The following is a 17,988-nucleotide window of genomic DNA, read 5'->3' as shown; positions in this document are numbered from 1 at the left end:
TTGTACTTTGATATAACAAATAGCTCAAAAGTTATTGAGTGATCGTTCAATTATATCAAATTTTCCACTATAGTTGATTGGTCAAACAACTCACAACAAGGAAAAGTTATGAATCCAAATACCGAATCTCAATCAACGCCGACTCGATCTATCCCTCAAGAAGCATTTGATTGGTACGACGAATATGCACACGGCCTGATTGATCGCAGAGAGTTTATGGCTCGTCTATCTGGGCTAGCTGTACTTGGCTTAACCATGACGACGCTAACTTCTGCACTGATTCCTAATTATGCGCAGGCAGAGCAAGTCTCTTTCAATGACCCTTCCATCAAAGCAACCTACGAGAAGTTTCCTTCACCTAAAGGACACGGCGAAGGCTATGGTTACTTGGTTGTACCCAAAGAGTTAGAGGGCAATGCGCCTGTTGTATTGGTCATTCATGAAAATAGAGGCCTCAATCCATACATAAAGGATGTGGCAAGACGACTCGCAGCGGCGGGGTTTATTGCGTTTGCACCTGATGCACTCTATTCGCTTGGCGGGTATCCAGGTAATGATGATGAAGGTCGAACGATGCAGAAGTCGCTATCAAAAGAGAAAATCGAAGAAGACTTTATCGCAGCGGCAAACTTCTTGAAGTCCCATGAAAAAAGTAACGGTAAGCTAGGCGCAGTCGGTTTCTGCTTCGGTGGCTATATCGTGAATATGTTGGCCGCTGTCATGCCAGAGCAACTCGATGCAGGCGTTCCATTTTATGGTACTCCTGCCGCACCAGATTTAAGAAAAAATGTAAAAGGCCCCTTGCTCATCCAATTTGCGGGAATCGATAAACGCGTGAATGCGACTTGGCCAGATTATCAAGCCGAACTCAAAGAGAACGAAGCAGACTACACAGCTTACATCTATGACGGCGTGAACCATGGCTTCCATAACGATTCAACTGGCCGCTATGCTGAAGAAGAAGCAGAGTTAGCTTGGAAACGTACACTTGAGTTCTTTAACCAAAAGCTTTCTTAATAGTTAGCTTTACTGAACCCGTTTTCTTTAGATTCCGAGTGACTGCCCTATTCCCTACAAAACCCAAAAGGCCTCGCACTCGCGAGGCCTTTGTTGGTCGGTAATCAGTTCCTCCTTTTTCCATTACCAACAATAGGTTTGAGATGTAAACCAAGGGGGTTAGAAGGGGATTGTCGGTCGAGTCTCACGCACAGAAGCCTCGTTGATTCACTGACTTAACCGCTCATCAATGTAACTTCGCTTCAAACAAACCTATTGACCCGATCGCGCAAATAGATAATATAGATAGCTAGACGTCTATATGTCTTTTATTTATTAAATGGAGTTATCATGAACAGCTACAAAAAAATCACAGCATCCCTGTTGGCATTAGCTTTCGTATTCGGTGTAACAGGATGTGGAAAAAAAGACGAGGCTGTCATCAAGATTGGGGCGACAGTTGGCCCACATGCACAAGTTGTACAAGCTGTTGCCAAAGAAGCAGCAAAGCAAGGGATAAACATTGAACTCGTCGAGTTCTCAGACTATATCACCCCTAACGCAGCATTAGATGATGGAAGTATCCAACTGAACAGTTACCAGCATCAGCCATTCCTCGATAACTTTAATGCCAATCACGATAGCCAGTTAGTTTCTATCGGACGTTCAATTTTGATGCGTATGGGCGTTTACTCGAACAAGTACACTTCGCTTGATTCTATTCCCGAAAACGCTCGAATCGCGATTCCAAACGATCCAACGAATGGCGGGCGTGGACTATTACTGCTTGAAGATGCAGGGCTGATCTCATTAAAAGACAACGCTGGTTTCAACGCGTCTTTAAACGATATTGTTAGCAACCCGAAGAACATTCGATTTGTTGAAGTGGATGCCGCGCAGCTACCCCGCTCTCTTGACGATGTAGATGCTGCTGCAATCACCATGAACTATGTAATGTCGGCTGGACTCGACCCTAAGAAACAAGGCATTTACTTAGAGAAAAAAGACGCACCTTTAGCAGTGATGGTTGTTGCGGCGCGAGAAGAAGACAAAAATAATGAAACGTATAAAAAGATTATCTCAATTTACCACTCACAAGAGATCAATGACTTTTTAGACAGCACTTTCAAAGGCACCATCGAAGCCGCAAATTAAGCTAAATCGTTTCAGATTTGGCGTTGCATGATACTCATAAAGCAACGCCAGATTTGAGTTGGCGGGTTGTCGTTGACGCATTCCAGCTTCTTTTCAAATTAGAGAGCAAAGCTTTAGTTACTTGAATGGAGGTTGAAAACCATATCGTCAGAGCAGATTATGTAAGCATAAAATTCAATTAAATCTGGGGGCTTTGCATGAAAAAAGAAGTGATACTTTTTGATATAAACGAAACGGTTTTAAATTTGGAGTCATTACAGCCTAAATTTAAAGCGGTGTTTGGAAAGGAGGATGCATTATCACTTTGGTTTTCAAAGCTTTTACACTCTTCAACGGTTTGCATCGCAACAAACGTAAAATCTACTTTTTCTGAATTAGCGAATGCAGCGCTCAACGCTATTGCACAACGGTACAAGTGTGATTTAACGGCGGAAAGCAAAGGTGCCTTGTTAACTTCTTTTGCCAATCTACCACCGCACACAGATATCAAAGCGTCTTTGCTCAAATTGCGCGAGAACGGGTTTAAAACCGTCGCTTTTTCCAACTCATCCCTCGATCTCATCACTTCTCAAATCAAGAACTCAGGCTTAGAAGATTATTTCGACACCGTCATTTCCGTTGAAGAAACAGGCAGTTTCAAACCCAATTCAGATGTGTATAACTTTGCAGCCGAAACTTTAAAAGAGCCTGTCGAAAACCTTCGTCTTGTCGCTACTCATGATTGGGACACTCATGGTGCGCTATCCGCTGGCTTACAAGCAGCCTATATAGACCGAACAGGAGTTGAGTATCATTCCTTGTATTTGAAACCGGAGATTAGCTCAAGGACGATGAATGGTGTGGTGGAACAAATAATTAAGCACAATTTAGACAAGTAAAATCTCAAGAGACTTTTCTACTCCTGATTCGATACAACCATCCTGTAGTGGTCAACAAATTCCGGACACTGACTTAACCGCTTTGATCAACCTTGTGTTGAACTGCTCTGGTTATAGAGACGCTGTCGGTTACCTAAAAACTGCAGTTACCTAGCAACAAATATAAGCTAGAAACTACTGTAAGAATGAGGAACGCGTTTGTCTTCATCCCAGCCTAATAGCTCAATATTGATCAATGACTTGCGCTTCTCATTACACAGTGAAGCGATATTGATGATAGGCAGTTGGCTACGAAACTGCGCTGTAAGGATGACCTTTTTACTTTCGTTAAGGCTGCTTCTGCATTGCGACAAAATCGCTTCAGTATCTAGTTGGTGTGCGTTCTCGATAATTTGGATATCAGCATTCTCTTGATAGCAATCTATCAACCAAGATACAGCAGGCTCTTCTATGCTGGTGAGCACGATGACATCTTTTGTTGTGACCAATTCTTTGAGTTCAGATAGTTTGAGTTCAGTTTCCATAGTTACCCTCATTCAGCAGCAAATACATTAAAGTCGATTGCCCAGTTTAGCCTGTGCTAAGTGGTAGCCTCTGTCGATCATCTCTTGTGAGCGATCAAACTCTAGGGTGCCACAAGCATTGCGTGGGATCTCAAGCGTGATATCGGCGGGGTAAGCGGCCAACTTTTGGCGAGCAATGGTCGATTGCATCGCATCAAATGCTTGGTTGGCAATATCGTAAAAAGCAAAGTTGAAGCTCATTTTGCTTTTTACACTGCTACCGAGGTTATCGATAAAATGCACAACCTTCTCATGCAGGTTGCTCTCTTTTGTTGGCAGGGAAACCGGTATCACTTCCTGTTTAACCATTTCAGGTTCACCACCTAAATTCACAGCCAGTGTAAAGTCTGTATTATCACCAAAGGTAGGCGCAATCGGTACGGGATTAAGAACGCCGCCATCAATCAGCACTTCTCCATTGATAACGTGAGGGGTCAAGAACAGTGGCAAAGAGATAGAGGCGCGAATGGCATCAAACAGAGAACCTGATTGCAGCCAAACCTCTTTTTCATCGGCGACGTTAGCGGCAACTGCGGTATAAGGGATGGGCAGATCTTCAATTGAAATCTCGCCGATCAGTCCACGCAGAGTGTCGATGATCTTGTCCCCTTTGAACATACCACTCGACTGCCATGAAAAGTCCAACAACATCGCCATATCACCTTGATCGATACTGGTGACCCACTCTTCAAATTCATCCAACTTGCCCGCAGCGTAGACACCACCGATAAGTGCGCCAATTGAACAGCCAGAAATGGATTTTATCTGATAGCCATGCTCAATTAACCAGCGGATGACTCCAACGTGAACCAAGCCTCTTGCGCCACCACTGCCAAGTACCAATGAGATCGTTTTTGCCATCATATTAATCCTTTAGTTTTAAATTCTAGGTGGGCTAACTCGCCGATTTACCAATTCGCCGATCTCAACTCACTGAATCACTCTCAGTCCATACGGGTAATGAAGGTTTGCTCGTCATCGACAAAAGCCACGTAGTCGCCGTGATAGATAAAAACCCGACCACGCCCTTCAACGATACACGCAAGCTGTGGGTTCAAATCTTCTTCAATATCTCTACTTTGAAAAGTGCCGGTATCGGTGATCACACCGCGGAGTTTAGGCAAAAATCCATAACTGCGTTTGGCTTGATCAATCAGGCTCAACTCGCTGGCGGTAGAAAAGCAAGCTGGGATTGGGCCTGCATCTTCGATAAACATAGTTTTCAGTTCTTCAAAGGCTGTAATTACCAGCCAGTCGATGCCATTTACGTGATGGATAAACATTGTTTATAAATACCTAGTTTCTCGATAACTCTAATGCGGAGATTCTATCACTATCAAGTGCAGAACGTGGGAGAAATTAAGGGACTACAAATAACCAGACACATACTATCTACAGGGTCTAATACTAGTCGTCCGACTCTACGACTAATGTCTAACCGACTGAGTCTATTTGTTTTTTTTGGTTTGGTATAAGGTACTAACAACTAAATGTTAATGAGTTTTTAATTATAAGTTGACGCATTGTTTGCACTTCATACCGTGAGTCAACAACGTTTGTTGGAATAACACACCTCAGAGTGTGAACGAAAGGAATCAAAATGAGCACTACTTTAGAGTCCGCACATATACAAACAGAGAAGCCTCAAGCCAATGAGGATGAACTCACCTATGAACAACAACATAAACCAAGCTCAGAGTTTGAATCCCGAGAACAGTATCTAGAACACGAATTGCAAATCATGTCGCCTAAGCGCTGGCGTCCAAATTTGCCGTTTAAAGATTATCGATTTGAGATAGAAGACACCATCCCAGCGATGGCGGCGACCATTGGTAAAGTGGTTATGGTGGGCGCTATTGCAGCCACCTTTGCTGGGGCTCTCGGATTAAATGAAGACTTCATTCTAGAAAACGTTCGTTATGAACTCCTCATCGCCTCTGTTTTCATTATTATTTTCTCTGGCTTCCTGTTGCCGACCGCGAACCTCGCAGGTACACACGGCCCACTCATCCCTTTAATTCCAATTGTGGTTGCAGCAGGCGGACACCCTATGGCGTTTGGGTTATTGATTGGCGCTTTTGGCCTCATCTTAGCCATCAGTAAAGGTGGCAGCATGTTGGCCAACCTCACCAGTAAAGGTGTGTGTGGCGGCTTGTTGCTCTACCTCGGCTTTGTTGGAACCGCTTCTCAAGTGAAAAAGCTGTTCGCTTGGGCTGAGGGAATTGGCATGAGCCACATTGCTTTTGTCGTGATCTTTTGCACCATTATTTTGTACGCGCTATTGGAACACTTCCGCAAACGTTGGTTAGCAGTACCTCTTAGCTGCTTGTTGGGTGGTACGATCGCATTTGCCATGGGCGCCCCATTTGCTTTCCACACTGAGCCAGGCTTGCCCAACATGAACCCTATGTATTGGTGGGGAGAAGATACAGGTTGGATGCTAGGCCTACCGACGATTGAACACTTCATGGTGGTATTGCCGTTTGCGATTCTAGCCGTAGCGATGTGGTCACCGGATTTCTTAGGGCATCAAGTATTCCAAAAGATCAGCTACCCAGAGCGTACCGAAAAAGTACACATGAACATCGACGACACCATGACCACGGCTTCAATTCGTCAAACGTTCGGTTCTCTACTTGGCGGTACTAACTTTACGTCCTCATGGGGTACTTACATCGTACCGGCGGCGATTGCTAAACGCCCTATTCCTGCGGGCGCTTTGCTCACAGCTCTGTTCTGTATCATCGCCGCAGTTTGGGGTTACCCGATGGATTTAGCTATCTGGCAACCTGTGCTTTGTGTTGCGCTGATTGTTGGGGTATTTGTACCATTGCTAGAAGCTGGAATGGAAATGACGCGTGAAGGGAAAACCACCCAATCGGCAGCGATTGTTGTATTTTCTTCAGCGCTCGTTAACCCTGCATTTGGCTGGGCTCTCACCATGCTGTTGGATAACTTAGGCTTAGTCGGTTGTAAAGAGCGTAGTAGTGAACTGAGTAAAATGAGCCGTTGGGTATTGCCTGGAACTATGTTCATTGTGCTAAGTGGTGTGATGGCGTTGGTTGGCCTTCTACCGGGCATACCGGCGATTATCCCAAGCTTTCGCTAGGCTCGATTAATATCTAGTTTTAGTCGGAACACAAAAAGGCCTCGCACACGCGAGGCTTTGTTTTATCTATCAAACAGTTACAGCTATTCTATATCAACTACAGCGTCCTACTTCACTGACCTAATCGCTTTCATCAACGTTGCGTGAACGATTCTAGTAAACCAAATCCTCCCCCTCTAACTCCCCCTCAAACAAGTTGGCCGATCTCTTTAAACATACGATCGAGGGGGAGAATATTCTTTGTCGCTGAACACATGGCAGCACTCGTCACGATCGGTATTCAGTTCCTCCCCTTTCCCATGACCAACAAGAGATTGGAGATGTAAACCAAGGGGAGGTTAGGAGGGGATTGGTTGCCTAGCAGATACGGAATTCCACTTAATGGACTTAACCCGCTAAATAAAGGTCTTAACAAACTGCTTTGTCGTTCTAGTATCGCGGGTTAGTCAATAGGTCAAGCTGACCGCAGCTTTACTATTCTGTGAAGCTTGTAACAAAGAGAGGCTCGCACCGTATGGTAATAGATTGATTTAAATTGATAAAATGACATTATATTTCAGAAGTTACAGGATGTTTCAAAAATGAAAACCAAGTCACTCATCATCTTTTCCACTTTATCCACGGCCTTAGCTCTCTCCGGTTGTACCTCCATGTTTACAGGTACATTTGGTACTACTACAGAACGCACTATGCTAAATGCCGAACCTTTTGAAGATTATGATTTAGCGTCCGAAACCGACTACAAACATTCAGATGCGATGCAACTAGCCTATCTGGTTAGCCGTAAGGCTCCGACCAAATCGAATGACCTCGATCGAAACGTTGATGGCTATACCAATGTTTCAGTTCGGGCGACCCAAGCCGCGAACGTCGCCGCAGTAGCAACCACCACGCTAAACCCCTTTCAAGCTGCGTTCAATGTTATTGGGCTTCAGGGCAGCTTGTCTAAAATGATCTACCACTATAAACGTAACATTCTTTTTCGTGTGATACCTGTAGATTCAAAGGACGAAACTGACATCGCAGCGACTCTTCTCAAAAACCAGAACGAACTGACAACGATCATTGAGAAAGCTTATTTGAAGAGTAACGATGTTGTAAAAGTAGAAAGGTTTGTTCCTGTTGAGGTGGGGCTGTCGACTTTTATTGATACGAGTTACGTTGTTCCACTGAACGACGAAGGTAGCGTTTCATATTGTTCGGACCCAGAAATATTCAATAAGTTTACTGGCTATATGGATTCAGATTACGAAGCTGATAGTAACTTGCCGATTTCGACTTTAAACTGTTTTGGGCGTGTCGAGGCTAAAGGTCACTATTACTACAACAACGCTGCTGGTGATGGCACTTTGATACCTAATTCTGACTTCATTATAATGAAGGCATATATTCCCACTCTATTTCCAATTGATAGTTTAGTGTCTGACAACCCGAATGATTATTTCTACCAAACAGCGCAGTCTTACATTGAAGATGAAAACATCAAGGGGTACCTGATAAAAGATATTAACTCTTTGAAACCGTATTGGGAGCAGGGTTACTTTAGTCCAACGCCAAAAATCATCAAACTATCGACCCAAGAAACTTTAAAGTTCGGTCAACAGTAAGCCTCAGTCAGAGCTTTCTTTTCAGTAATAATGGTTTATTGAAACTAGTGGAAAAACTAAGGCCTCGCACATGCGAGGCCTTGTTTTATCAAAGTTTCAACGAACGAGCAGTGAGCAATTTACGATGGTAAAACCAAATCAACTCGAGAGCCATTCGTCCAGTACTGTGATGAATTTAGGGTTGATTAGATAACCGATGGAAGCATGAGGATTGCTTTTTCCGTTGCGAATATTGAGGTTGTAAATGGGGTGGATATCTTTCATTCCGCCGGGTATCAGATCCAGTTTGAGCATATCCTTAAAGTCATTTTTAATTTTGCTGTCATGAGAGATAAAATCATCTTCTGCCGAAATGTTTATCCATTGCTGAATGTTTAAAGGGTACTTCTTCTCATCTTTTAAGCGACTCCCCTTTAGCCTATCTTTTACGTTTTCATCTCCTAACGGTGACCCAAGCGTAAGCAATAAGTTGACCTTCTTGCCTGCACCATAGTCGTGTCTATACTCTCCGTAATGAGACAGCTTCCATAACACGTCATAACTGATCATTGACCCAAGACTGTGCGATACAATCATCACGTCATCTTGATCATCAAGCGCTTCCTTTAGTTCAACCATTAGCCTATGCCTGACATCGCTACCAAAATAGGTATCTTCATTCCAATAGTTCGCCATATCTGGCGCGACCTTCGTTATCAGTGTCTCAGCCACACCTAGCTTTCCAAATAGCGATGAAAAAGTATCTGCTAACGCCTCTTTTAGAAAACCAATTTTAGATACCTTGTTATACGTTGTTTTATTGAATTGGTTTGTCTTGTACTTTTTGAGTTCAGACAACGCTTGTTGTCGACTTGCAGGATCTTCCGTTGGTTTGTCTAACAAGGTGTTTGATAGTTCACCGTAATAGACAAACCGTTTATCGACATCTTTAAAAGCTTGTAACGAACTTGAGTCTCCACAATCTCGCTGCAAGCCATGTTCTATAGCCTCGTACCAAAGTGCTTGAAGGGAAGCTTTATCGGGCTTTTGAGCGCGACCATGAATGAATATTATTTTCTTAGCCATAGCAGGACGTCCTAAACACATAGTTAAAGTGATTATCAGTAGAAAGCACCACTAGATTCGGTCAGCCCTTACTAATAACAGGGGTGCTAATTACGTATCTAGAGGTGGTTGATAGAGCATTTATATAACTATGAGGCCGTCGTTTAAGGACCATAAAAGAATGAACGATGCGAACATTACTCACAAATTGAAATGAATGTATCTAGCAAAGCCTCCAACGAACAAAAAAGCCCCGCAATCGCGAGGCCTTAGTTTTATCTATCACCGATTACATCCATCTTTTAACAACTACAGCGCCCTACTTCACTGACTCCACCGCTTTCATCGACATTGTGGAATAGTTCTAGTAGACCAAAGCCTCCCCCTCTAACTCCCCCTCGAATGGAGTGACTCGATCTCTTGAGATATATGAATGAGGGGGAGAACATTCTTTGCCGCTGAACATATAGCAGCACATGTAGCGATCGGTATTCAGTTCCTCCCCTTTCCCATGACCGGCAAGAGATTGGAAATGTAAACCAAGGGGAGGTTAGGAGGGGATTATCAGCCTATTCTCACGTGAATCTGCCCTAGTCGTTTCGGGAGCTGTACAGCACGTAAGAAAGCCCTCACCCACTTGGTTTTGCCAAAGCCTGCTGTCTAAACTCCAGCCGTGAATGAAGATCAGCGCCGTCTCCCAGCTCCCACTTTTGCCATACGCAATTTGCTCACCATCGTGAGATATCGCAATACCGTACTTAACCGTTGAATCATGAGCCATGGCACTCATACTACCAAGCGCCATAAATACCAAGAGTGTGATGTTTAGAATTAAACGTTTCATAGTGTCTCTCTACTTACTTTAGAGGAAGCATAGAAAGCTCCCCTCTCAATCAATATAGTCACTATGAAGTATGGAGCTTTAGTTGGATCAAGGGGGCCTTAACAACACTAAGACAATTAGTGATAGGCATCTTTCAGAGCCACTTTACTCAATAGAGAGCATACTTATTGTATGGAATAGCATTAAGTTGTATATTAAAAAAAACTACCAAATGAAGAAAACATAATGACTACCAAGGAAGTTACGCCAATACCTTTAGCTGAAAAACCGCCTACTAGACAAAGAAAATCTAAGAATAAATCAGACAAAAAGATCGTTAGAACATTCAAAGAAAATGATATTGAGTCTGCATTTGCATTGGCAATCAAGAATGTTATTTCATTTGGAGACACCGATATATTTCCATACCCTATGGAAACCAGAATGTTTGAAGATGTACAGGATTCGTTATTAGAATCTCTAATGGATACATTTAATAATTATGAAGACCGAATAACGGATTCTGGCCCTGTAAACATCAGTACATTTTCAACTGTTGGTTATACCGGTTTTAGATGGGCGACTCAAATAGATCCATATTGGAATGTTTTTTTCTTAGGTCTAGTATTGAGCTTATCTAATAAAGTAGAAAGCGATAGATTGTCTGAAAAATACGTGTATTCATATCGCTTCAATCCAGATATGGAGTCTGGCTCATTATTTGACAAAAATATAGGGTGGAGAAATTTCCAAGAAGACAGTTTGAATTTTGTTAAAGAGTCTGAGAAATGTAATTATGTAATTACATGTGATATTTCTGACTTCTACACTAGGATATATCACCATCGCTTAGAGAATGCTCTTGATCGTCTTGACGACAATAAAAATATATCTAGTAAAATAAAGAAATTAATACAACAATTTTCTGGTACCAATTCATATGGTCTTCCTGTTGGAGGTCCTGCAGCGCGAATCTTAGCTGAGCTTTCACTTGACTCAATAGATCATCTACTTCAAATTAACAGTATTTCGTTCAAACGTTATGTTGACGATTTCCATATATTTTGTGATTCAAAAGAAAGTGCACATTCTACGTTGACACTTCTAAGTCAGAAGCTCATGAAAAACGAGGGTCTTACTCTTCAAAAACATAAGACCTCAATTATGTCAAAAGACGAGTTTGTATCTTTAACCCAAGCAAAACTGTTCGGTGTAGATGAAGATGAAGGCTCTCCACAGAAAGCAAGATTCATGAGCCTACCTATTCGTTACGACCCATACTCATCTGACGCTGTAGAGCAGTACGAATCCATTAAAGAGTCTCTAAAAGATTTTGACTTACTTGGATTACTTAGTGCTGAACTACAGAAGTCAAAGTTAAACCAGTCTTTTAGTAAACAACTAATACGGGCTTTTTCAGCAACAGACGACGCTGTATTATCAGATGCCTATACCATTATTTTAGACAGTATTAATGAAATATATCCGATATTCTCCACGGTTATACAAGTTGCCTCAAGTAATTGGGACCGTTTTGACGATACTACAAAAAATGAGATAAGAAACACAATAATTCAACTGATAAATAATGATTCATTCATACTTAAGACAGAGTTAAATCTAGCTTATGCAGTAAAATTATTAGCAAAAGAAAATAATGCCGATTCACAAGCAGTTTTAATTGATATATATAACAAAAACACTTCTAGTATATTGATCAATCTAGTGGTAACTCAAGCCATGACGAAATGGAACGTACACTATTGGTTATCAGACTTGAAAGGGACGTTCTCTACAATGAATAAATGGCAAAGAAGAATGTTTATTATTGCAAGTTATACATTAGGTGATGAAGGTTCACATTGGCGTGATCATAATAAACGAAACTTCAACTTCATTGAGAAAATATATCAAGATTGGGCAGCAAAACGAAAATCTTCAAGAAAATTGGAGATAGCATTATGATTTCAGAGATTACATTTTCTAAAAAGTTTACTGCATTTTGGAATGAACTATTGCCGAACGCTAGAAACCATATCCGATTGATCAATGGTGGATTGACCGAAGCAATGTATGAACCATTTTCATCTGCAGAACGAAAAGAAAACATAGCCTTAGTCAATGTTATGTCTTTCCAGTTATTAAGAAAAGTAATTAATAAAGAAATAAATAATGAAAAAGTAAACTCTTCTACTTTTCATTTAAGTCCTGATTTTGATTCCGTTATGTTTACGTCATTAGATTACCTGTCTCGATTCAGTTATGGTAACGCTTGTAGCCTACCTTTGAATAATCTAGAAATCAGTCAAATAATTCAACTTTATAAGAAGATGTATATTCGTTGCATGTCTAGTAAACACACTCGAATAATAGACCCAGAATTCAATGGTTGCGGTTATATAAACGATGCCAAGGGGGATATCTTAATCGATAATACATTAATTGAAATTAAGTCAGGGGAACGAAACTTTAGTATATATGATATCAGGCAAGTATTAGTTTACTGCGCTCTTAATTCTTACTCTAAAAACAGAAAAAAAATAGAGAAGATTGAGCTTTTTAATCCTAGAATGGGTATTTCTTTTTCTGAGGATATTGACAACTTATGTCGAGACCTAAGTTCGCTTAGTAGCCAAGAGCTTTACAGTGAAATTGAAGGGTTTATAACAGATATTAGTTTTGTAGAGCCAGTATATTAAGACCTAATGTATTCTAGTTATATTCAAATCGATAACTTAAGATTTTGTGTTTCTACAATATTTAAGTAGCAACCCTAGAATGTATCAACCATATTTAGCACTGTACACTGAAAACAAAAAAGGCCTCGCAATGCGAGGCCTTTGGTTTTTCTATCTATCAGAAGAGATTAGTCGCGAAGTGCTGCGCCGAATTTCTCTGAGATTGAAGCTACGATAGCATCTACTGAACCAGCGATGTCTGCATCTTCAAGTGTGCGCTCTACAGACTGTAGGCTAAGTGCGATTGCTAGGCTCTTCTTACCTTCTTCAACGCCTTGACCAACGTATACGTCGAACAGTTTAGCGCCTGTTAGGAATTCGCCACCAGCAGCGATACACGCTTCTACGATGTCGCCAGAAGCAACTGCTTCGTCAACAACAACGGCGATATCACGACGGTTTGCAGGGAACTTAGATACGGCTACTGCTTCTGGAAGCACGCGAGTGTTGATAGCTGCCCATTCGATTTCGAATACGATAGTACGGCCGTTAAGACCAAACTTACGCTCTAGTTCTGGGTGAACAGTACCAATGATACCCACTTCTTTACCATCTACTACGATAGCCGCAGTTTGACCTGGGTGAAGTGCTGGGTGCTTAGCTGCTTTGAAGCTGTATGCGATTTCGTTTGCAGAAAGCTCAAGAACGGCTTCTAGGTCACCTTTAAGATCGAAGAAATCTACAGTGTTAGTTGCAATGTCCCAGTGCTCTTCGCCACGAGTACCAGAGATAACGCCCGCAAGCATCATTTCTTGGCGCATGCCGTTTTCAGCAGTAGCTTCAGGGATGAAACGTAGGCCTGATTCGAATAGACGAACGCGAGACTGTTGACGCTTCTGGTTGTGAACAACTGTGTTTAGAAGACCTTGGATTAGGCCAAGACGCATTGCTGACATGTCCGCAGAGATTGGGAATGGCAGGATTAGCGGCTCAACACCAGGTACAACAAGTTTTTGCTGTTCTGGTTCTACGAAGCTGTATGTGATTGCTTCGTGGTAGCCACGGTCTACAAGAAGGTCACGAACGCGCTTAAGCGGTTGGTTAGCTTCTTTGTGGTCATTCATTTTAAGCGCCGCTTTAGGCGCTTGGTTTGGAATGTTATCGTAACCGTAGATACGACCAACTTCTTCAATTAGGTCTTGCTCGATTGCGATATCAAAACGCCAAGATGGAGACGTTGCCGTCCAACCAGCATCAGTCGTTTCAACGTTACAACCTAGGCGAGTAAGAATTTCCACTACGTCTGTAGATGGGATTTCGTGACCTAGTAGGCTGTCTAGCTTAGCGCGACGTAGAGCAACTACGTTTGCTTTAGGAAGATCAGCTTCAGATTCGCTGCCGTTTACTGGCGCAACTTCACCACCGCAGATTTCAACTAGAAGCTGTGTTGCACGCTCCATTGCTGCTGCTTGAAGTGTTGAATCAACACCACGTTCGAAACGTAGAGAAGAATCTGTGTGAAGGCCGTAAGCACGTGCGCGACCACGGATATGATCCGGTGCGAAGAATGCTGCTTCAAGAAGTACGTCTGTCGTTTCAGTAGTCACACCTGAATCTTGACCGCCAAAGATACCAGCGATTGCTAGTGCTTTGTTGTGGTCAGCGATAACAAGTGTGTTGCTGTTTAGTTCAGCTTCGTTGCCATCTAGAAGTGTTAGCTTTTCGCCCTGCTCTGCTAGACGAACCACGATACCGCCTTCGATCTTAGCTAGATCAAATGCGTGCATTGGTTGGCCTTGCTCTAGCATCACGTAGTTTGTGATGTCTACAACTGGGTCGATTGAACGGATACCACAACGACGCAGTTTTTCTTGCATCCAGATTGGTGTTTCCGCTTTCACGTTTACGTTCTTAACCACACGGCCAAGGTAACGTGGACAAGCATCAGTTGCTTTAATTTCAACAGATACTGTGTCTTCAATGCTTGTTGCAACAGCTTCAACTGTTGGCTCTGTAACGTCTGCGCGGTTTAGTACGCCAACTTCACGAGCAAGGCCACGGATGCTGAAGCAGTCTGCGCGGTTTGCTGTTAAGTCTACATCGATAGTTACGTCGTTAAGCTCAAGAAGCTCACGTACGTCCATACCTAGCGTTGTGCCTTCTGGCAGCTCAAGGATGCCGTCAGACTCTACGTCGATACCTAGCTCAGAGAAAGAACAAAGCATGCCGTGCGATGGAACGCCACGTAGTTTTGCTTTCTTGATTTTGAAGTCACCAGGCAGTACTGCGCCAACTGTTGCTACTGCTACAGTTAGGCCAAGACGACAGTTAGATGCACCACATACGATGTCTAAAAGCTCTTCTTCGCCGATATCAATTTTTGTAACTTGTAGTTTGTCTGCGTCTGGGTGCTGACCGCACTCAACCACTTTACCTACTTTAACGCCGGTGAATTCACCAGCAACAGGTTCTACATCGTCAACTTCCAAACCAGCCATAGTGATTTGGTGAGCTAGCTCTTCGCTGTTAATTGCAGGTTTAACCCACTCGCGTAGCCAAGATTCACTGAATTTCATAGTTTTGACTGCCCCGGATTACTTGAATTGTTTAAGGAAACGAAGGTCGTTCTCGAAGAACGCACGAAGGTCATTTACGCCGTAACGAAGCATCGTTAGACGCTCTACACCCATACCGAATGCAAAACCAGAGTATTTCTCAGGGTCGATGCCAACAGAGCGAAGTACGTTAGGGTGAACCATGCCACAGCCTAGAACTTCTAGCCATTTGCCATCTTTACGTTTCACGTCAACTTCAGCTGAAGGCTCTGTGAACGGGAAGAATGAAGGACGGAAACGCACTTCAACTTCTTCTTCAAAGAAGTTACAAAGGAAATCGTTAAGAATGCCTTTAAGTTGTGCGAAGTTTACGTTCTCATCAACTAACATACCTTCCACTTGGTGGAACATTGGCGTGTGAGTTTGATCGTAGTCGTTACGGTAAACACGACCCGGAGCAATGAAGCGGAATGGCGGTTTGCCGTTTTCCATCGTACGGATTTGAACACCAGAAGTGTGCGTACGTAGCATTAGATCAGGGTTGAAGAAGAAAGTATCGTGATCAGTACGAGCTGGGTGATCGTCTGCGATGTTTAGTGCATCAAAGTTGTGGAATGCATCTTCGATCTCAGGGCCAGACTCAGTGCTAAAGCCAAGCTCACCAAAGAACTGTTCGATACGCTCAACAGTGCGAGTAACTGGGTGAAGACCACCGTTCTCAATGCGACGACCTGGTAGGCTCACATCGATAGTTTCTTCAGCTAGTTTCGCTTCAAGCTCTGCACGTTGTAGTGCGTCTTTGCGAGCTGCGATCGCTTGTTGAACAGCACCTTTCGCTTTGTTGATCTCTTGACCAGCAGTGCGACGCTCTTCAGGTGGAAGTTTACCTAGGCTTTGTAGTTGAAGAGTTAATTCACCCTTCTTACCTAAATACTGAACTCGCACTTCATCAAGTGCGACTAACGAATCTGCTGTATCAATAGCAGTCGTTGCATTAGCAATGATCTCTTCTAGATGTTGCATCATTTCCTCATCTACCAGTTGGTAGTGTCCGTATCGGATGATTAGTTTTTTTAGATAGCTACACATAGTAATCAAACACGCAACCAATGCCAAATTGAATCGCTAAAAGAACAAGTTATTGCCTAAAAACACGGCAAATTTAACAGGATATTAATGAGGAGTAGGAAGAAGTGGAACAATTACAGGTTCCACTTCTTAATTTGGAAATGACCTGAAGGCTAGATCTGAATAGAACAAACGCTGTTCTTCCCTGCGTTTTTTGCTAAATAGACGGACTCATCCGCCGCTTTAATCAATTCGTTCATGGTTTCGAATTCTTGGGTCATTTCAGCGACACCGACACTAATACTGCCAATCCAAACTTGATGACTGGTTTCAACCTCTAATTCAGACACTTTCTGTCGAGCGGTTTCCGCGATGTACATCCCACCTTTAAGGTCGGTGTTTGGGCAAATAACCAAGAACTCATCGCCACCTAACCGGCAAACAATATCATCATTACGGAACGTGTTTTTCAGTTCACGCGAGAGGGTTTGTAGCACCAAGTCGCCTGCATCATGGCCGCTGGTGTCATTAATGCGCTTGAAGTGGTCGGCATCAATCATAATACACACTAAAGGCATGCCCAGTTCTTTGGAGTCTTGCCAATGCAGCGCTAACTGTTTAAAAGCACTACGACGGTTATGCAAATTAGTAAGAGAGTCGGTTAATGACAGTTCTTCAAGTCTCTTATTCGCTCGTTTTAATTCTGCCGTACGTTCCTCAACTTTATCTTCGAGTAACTGGTTGAAGCGTAACAACTGTTTGTTTCGTTCAGAGACTTGTTCAAACAGGCCGTTAAGCGCAGCCAACAGCGGGACAGTCGCAGAATCTTGCTGCTTTTCTTCCGCTTCAAAGGCTTGCAGAGGTGTCGCGCCCTCTTCTATCGCGGTCATTTGTCGCGCCATGTTTTGGTCGATGCCGAGGATGTGGTAAGCAAGCCAATGGATGAGGAAGTCCAATAACTGCCGTGCTGACACCTGATCTTCTTCTAAGATGAAAGCTTGCATACCGTAGATATCTTGCTTAAATACACGATGCACTTTGATGTGTTCTTCAATGTGTAACTCATGTACACCGCAATCTCTCATCAAAGATTCTTCTTCTTTAAAGTGAAATTCTGCATAGCGCGCGAGTTCGAGTAAAGCGATGTTAATGTCGTCTATAGAGATAGTATTCTCTGACAAAAGATTTCCGTAGTGATTGATAAAACCAACAAGGTATTGATGTTGTTCATCTACAACACCAATGCCTGTTTCAAAGTTTTTATCCCAATTAAATAAATTCATAAATCCCTTAGGGCCGATACCACCAGCACGATTTACATGCATATTCGGAGGTTATAGATACTCGAAAAATACAACCATTTTACCTTTGGGACTATTCGATTATTTGCTCTATTTTATAAAAAGATGACATTAAACATTCTAAATATTGCGCTTCTTAAATCTGAGACGCCCCCTTTAGCAAGAGCGCCCCACGAAACCAATGCTAACTTTTCGGGAAATGCTAACTTGT

Annotated in this window: 14 protein-coding genes and 1 pseudogene; 7 read left to right on the top strand and 8 right to left on the bottom strand. The window is 42.7% G+C overall.

Annotated features, from left to right (window positions below; all coding sequences use genetic code 11):
- The first annotated feature begins 108 nt into the window (after nt 1–108).
- The 3 genes from BCU07_RS04840 to BCU07_RS04830 all read left to right on the top strand — a co-directional run bounded on the left by BCU07_RS04840 (nt 109) and on the right by BCU07_RS04830 (nt 3,029).
- The gene (locus BCU07_RS04840) at nt 109–1,017 is read left to right on the top strand and encodes a dienelactone hydrolase family protein (protein ID WP_102428602.1); all 909 of its coding nucleotides are present in this window, start codon (nt 109–111) and stop codon (nt 1,015–1,017) included.
- A gap of 330 nt (nt 1,018–1,347) precedes the next feature.
- Nucleotides 1,348–2,151, top strand: coding sequence for a MetQ/NlpA family ABC transporter substrate-binding protein (locus BCU07_RS04835; protein WP_017059075.1), 804 nt, complete (start codon nt 1,348–1,350; stop codon nt 2,149–2,151).
- A gap of 197 nt (nt 2,152–2,348) precedes the next feature.
- Nucleotides 2,349–3,029: a haloacid dehalogenase type II gene (locus BCU07_RS04830; RefSeq protein ID WP_017065459.1), complete on the top strand. Its 681-nt coding sequence runs from the start codon at nt 2,349–2,351 to the stop codon at nt 3,027–3,029.
- A 167-nt stretch (nt 3,030–3,196) separates the two neighbouring features.
- Here the strand turns inward: BCU07_RS04830 and BCU07_RS04825 are convergent, their stop codons facing one another.
- The 3 genes from BCU07_RS04825 to BCU07_RS04815 form a co-directional block, all read right to left on the bottom strand.
- Entirely contained in the window at nt 3,197–3,565 is a 369-nt protein-coding gene (locus BCU07_RS04825; protein WP_102428601.1) for a hypothetical protein, read from the bottom strand.
- A gap of 15 nt (nt 3,566–3,580) precedes the next feature.
- Complete coding sequence (locus BCU07_RS04820; RefSeq protein ID WP_017070388.1) at nt 3,581–4,453, bottom strand: patatin-like phospholipase family protein; 873 nt, start codon at nt 4,451–4,453, stop codon at nt 3,581–3,583.
- Nucleotides 4,454–4,536: 83 nt separating this feature from the next.
- Nucleotides 4,537–4,875, bottom strand: coding sequence for a hypothetical protein (locus BCU07_RS04815; protein WP_017059071.1), 339 nt, complete (start codon nt 4,873–4,875; stop codon nt 4,537–4,539).
- 317 nt (nt 4,876–5,192) lie between these two features.
- Here BCU07_RS04815 and BCU07_RS04810 point away from each other — a divergent pair, with 317 nt between their 5' ends.
- On the top strand, nt 5,193–6,701 hold the full coding sequence (locus tag BCU07_RS04810) for a DUF3360 domain-containing protein (protein WP_017059070.1): 1,509 nt from the start codon (nt 5,193–5,195) through the stop codon (nt 6,699–6,701).
- Nucleotides 6,702–7,282: 581 nt separating this feature from the next.
- Nucleotides 7,283–8,308: a hypothetical protein gene (locus tag BCU07_RS04805; RefSeq protein ID WP_133154772.1), complete on the top strand. Its 1,026-nt coding sequence runs from the start codon at nt 7,283–7,285 to the stop codon at nt 8,306–8,308.
- Nucleotides 8,309–8,446: 138 nt separating this feature from the next.
- Here BCU07_RS04805 and BCU07_RS04800 read toward each other — a convergent pair whose 3' ends face one another.
- Together BCU07_RS04800 and BCU07_RS04795 are read right to left on the bottom strand one after the other, a co-directional pair.
- Nucleotides 8,447–9,373, bottom strand: a complete 927-nt coding sequence (locus BCU07_RS04800) for a hypothetical protein (protein ID WP_102428599.1) — start codon at nt 9,371–9,373, stop codon at nt 8,447–8,449.
- Nucleotides 9,374–9,980: 607 nt separating this feature from the next.
- A pseudogene (locus BCU07_RS04795) lies at nt 9,981–10,196 on the bottom strand (alpha/beta fold hydrolase); the annotation flags it as partial.
- 225 nt (nt 10,197–10,421) lie between these two features.
- Here BCU07_RS04795 and BCU07_RS04790 point away from each other — a divergent pair.
- Nucleotides 10,422–12,140, top strand: coding sequence for an RNA-directed DNA polymerase (locus BCU07_RS04790; RefSeq protein WP_241910059.1), 1,719 nt, complete (start codon nt 10,422–10,424; stop codon nt 12,138–12,140).
- Nucleotides 12,137–12,874, top strand: coding sequence for a hypothetical protein (locus BCU07_RS04785; RefSeq protein WP_102428597.1), 738 nt, complete (start codon nt 12,137–12,139; stop codon nt 12,872–12,874). Before BCU07_RS04790 ends, BCU07_RS04785 begins: the two co-directional genes overlap by 4 nt.
- Nucleotides 12,875–13,041: 167 nt before the next feature.
- On the opposite strand, the gene pheT is transcribed toward BCU07_RS04785, so the two are convergent.
- The 3 genes from pheT to BCU07_RS04770 all read right to left on the bottom strand — a co-directional run bounded on the left by pheT (nt 13,042) and on the right by BCU07_RS04770 (nt 17,801).
- On the bottom strand, nt 13,042–15,429 hold the full coding sequence (gene pheT / locus BCU07_RS04780; protein ID WP_102428596.1) for a phenylalanine--tRNA ligase subunit beta: 2,388 nt from the start codon (nt 15,427–15,429) through the stop codon (nt 13,042–13,044).
- An 18-nt stretch (nt 15,430–15,447) separates the two neighbouring features.
- Nucleotides 15,448–16,431: a phenylalanine--tRNA ligase subunit alpha gene (pheS, locus tag BCU07_RS04775; RefSeq protein WP_004734764.1), complete on the bottom strand. Its 984-nt coding sequence runs from the start codon at nt 16,429–16,431 to the stop codon at nt 15,448–15,450.
- A 218-nt stretch (nt 16,432–16,649) separates the two neighbouring features.
- On the bottom strand, nt 16,650–17,801 hold the full coding sequence (locus BCU07_RS04770; RefSeq protein ID WP_372102238.1) for a GGDEF domain-containing protein: 1,152 nt from the start codon (nt 17,799–17,801) through the stop codon (nt 16,650–16,652).
- Nucleotides 17,802–17,988 lie beyond the last annotated feature (187 nt).

The sequence above is a fragment of the Vibrio sp. 10N.261.54.E10 genome, assembly GCF_002877735.2.
Classification (GTDB): Bacteria; Pseudomonadota; Gammaproteobacteria; order Enterobacterales; family Vibrionaceae; genus Vibrio; species Vibrio crassostreae_C.
Note: the sequence above shows the minus strand (reverse complement) of the source record. Positions and strands in the feature narration are given on the sequence as shown.

What these genes read in the sequence shown, in the direction of transcription:
- BCU07_RS04800 (WP_102428599.1), bottom strand. Translation starts at nt 9,373, where the DNA reads ATGGCTAAGAAAATAATATTCATTCATGGTCGCGCTCAAAAGCCCGAT.
- BCU07_RS04840 (WP_102428602.1), top strand. Translation starts at nt 109, where the DNA reads ATGAATCCAAATACCGAATCTCAATCAACGCCGACTCGATCTATCCCT.
- pheS (WP_004734764.1), bottom strand. Translation starts at nt 16,431, where the DNA reads ATGCAACATCTAGAAGAGATCATTGCTAATGCAACGACTGCTATTGAT.
- BCU07_RS04770 (WP_372102238.1), bottom strand. Translation starts at nt 17,801, where the DNA reads ATGCATGTAAATCGTGCTGGTGGTATCGGCCCTAAGGGATTTATGAAT.
- BCU07_RS04815 (WP_017059071.1), bottom strand. Translation starts at nt 4,875, where the DNA reads ATGTTTATCCATCACGTAAATGGCATCGACTGGCTGGTAATTACAGCC.
- BCU07_RS04835 (WP_017059075.1), top strand. Translation starts at nt 1,348, where the DNA reads ATGAACAGCTACAAAAAAATCACAGCATCCCTGTTGGCATTAGCTTTC.
- pheT (WP_102428596.1), bottom strand. Translation starts at nt 15,429, where the DNA reads ATGAAATTCAGTGAATCTTGGCTACGCGAGTGGGTTAAACCTGCAATT.
- BCU07_RS04830 (WP_017065459.1), top strand. Translation starts at nt 2,349, where the DNA reads ATGAAAAAAGAAGTGATACTTTTTGATATAAACGAAACGGTTTTAAAT.
- BCU07_RS04810 (WP_017059070.1), top strand. Translation starts at nt 5,193, where the DNA reads ATGAGCACTACTTTAGAGTCCGCACATATACAAACAGAGAAGCCTCAA.
- BCU07_RS04790 (WP_241910059.1), top strand. Translation starts at nt 10,422, where the DNA reads ATGACTACCAAGGAAGTTACGCCAATACCTTTAGCTGAAAAACCGCCT.
- BCU07_RS04805 (WP_133154772.1), top strand. Translation starts at nt 7,283, where the DNA reads ATGAAAACCAAGTCACTCATCATCTTTTCCACTTTATCCACGGCCTTA.
- BCU07_RS04820 (WP_017070388.1), bottom strand. Translation starts at nt 4,453, where the DNA reads ATGGCAAAAACGATCTCATTGGTACTTGGCAGTGGTGGCGCAAGAGGC.
- BCU07_RS04785 (WP_102428597.1), top strand. Translation starts at nt 12,137, where the DNA reads ATGATTTCAGAGATTACATTTTCTAAAAAGTTTACTGCATTTTGGAAT.
- BCU07_RS04825 (WP_102428601.1), bottom strand. Translation starts at nt 3,565, where the DNA reads ATGAGGGTAACTATGGAAACTGAACTCAAACTATCTGAACTCAAAGAA.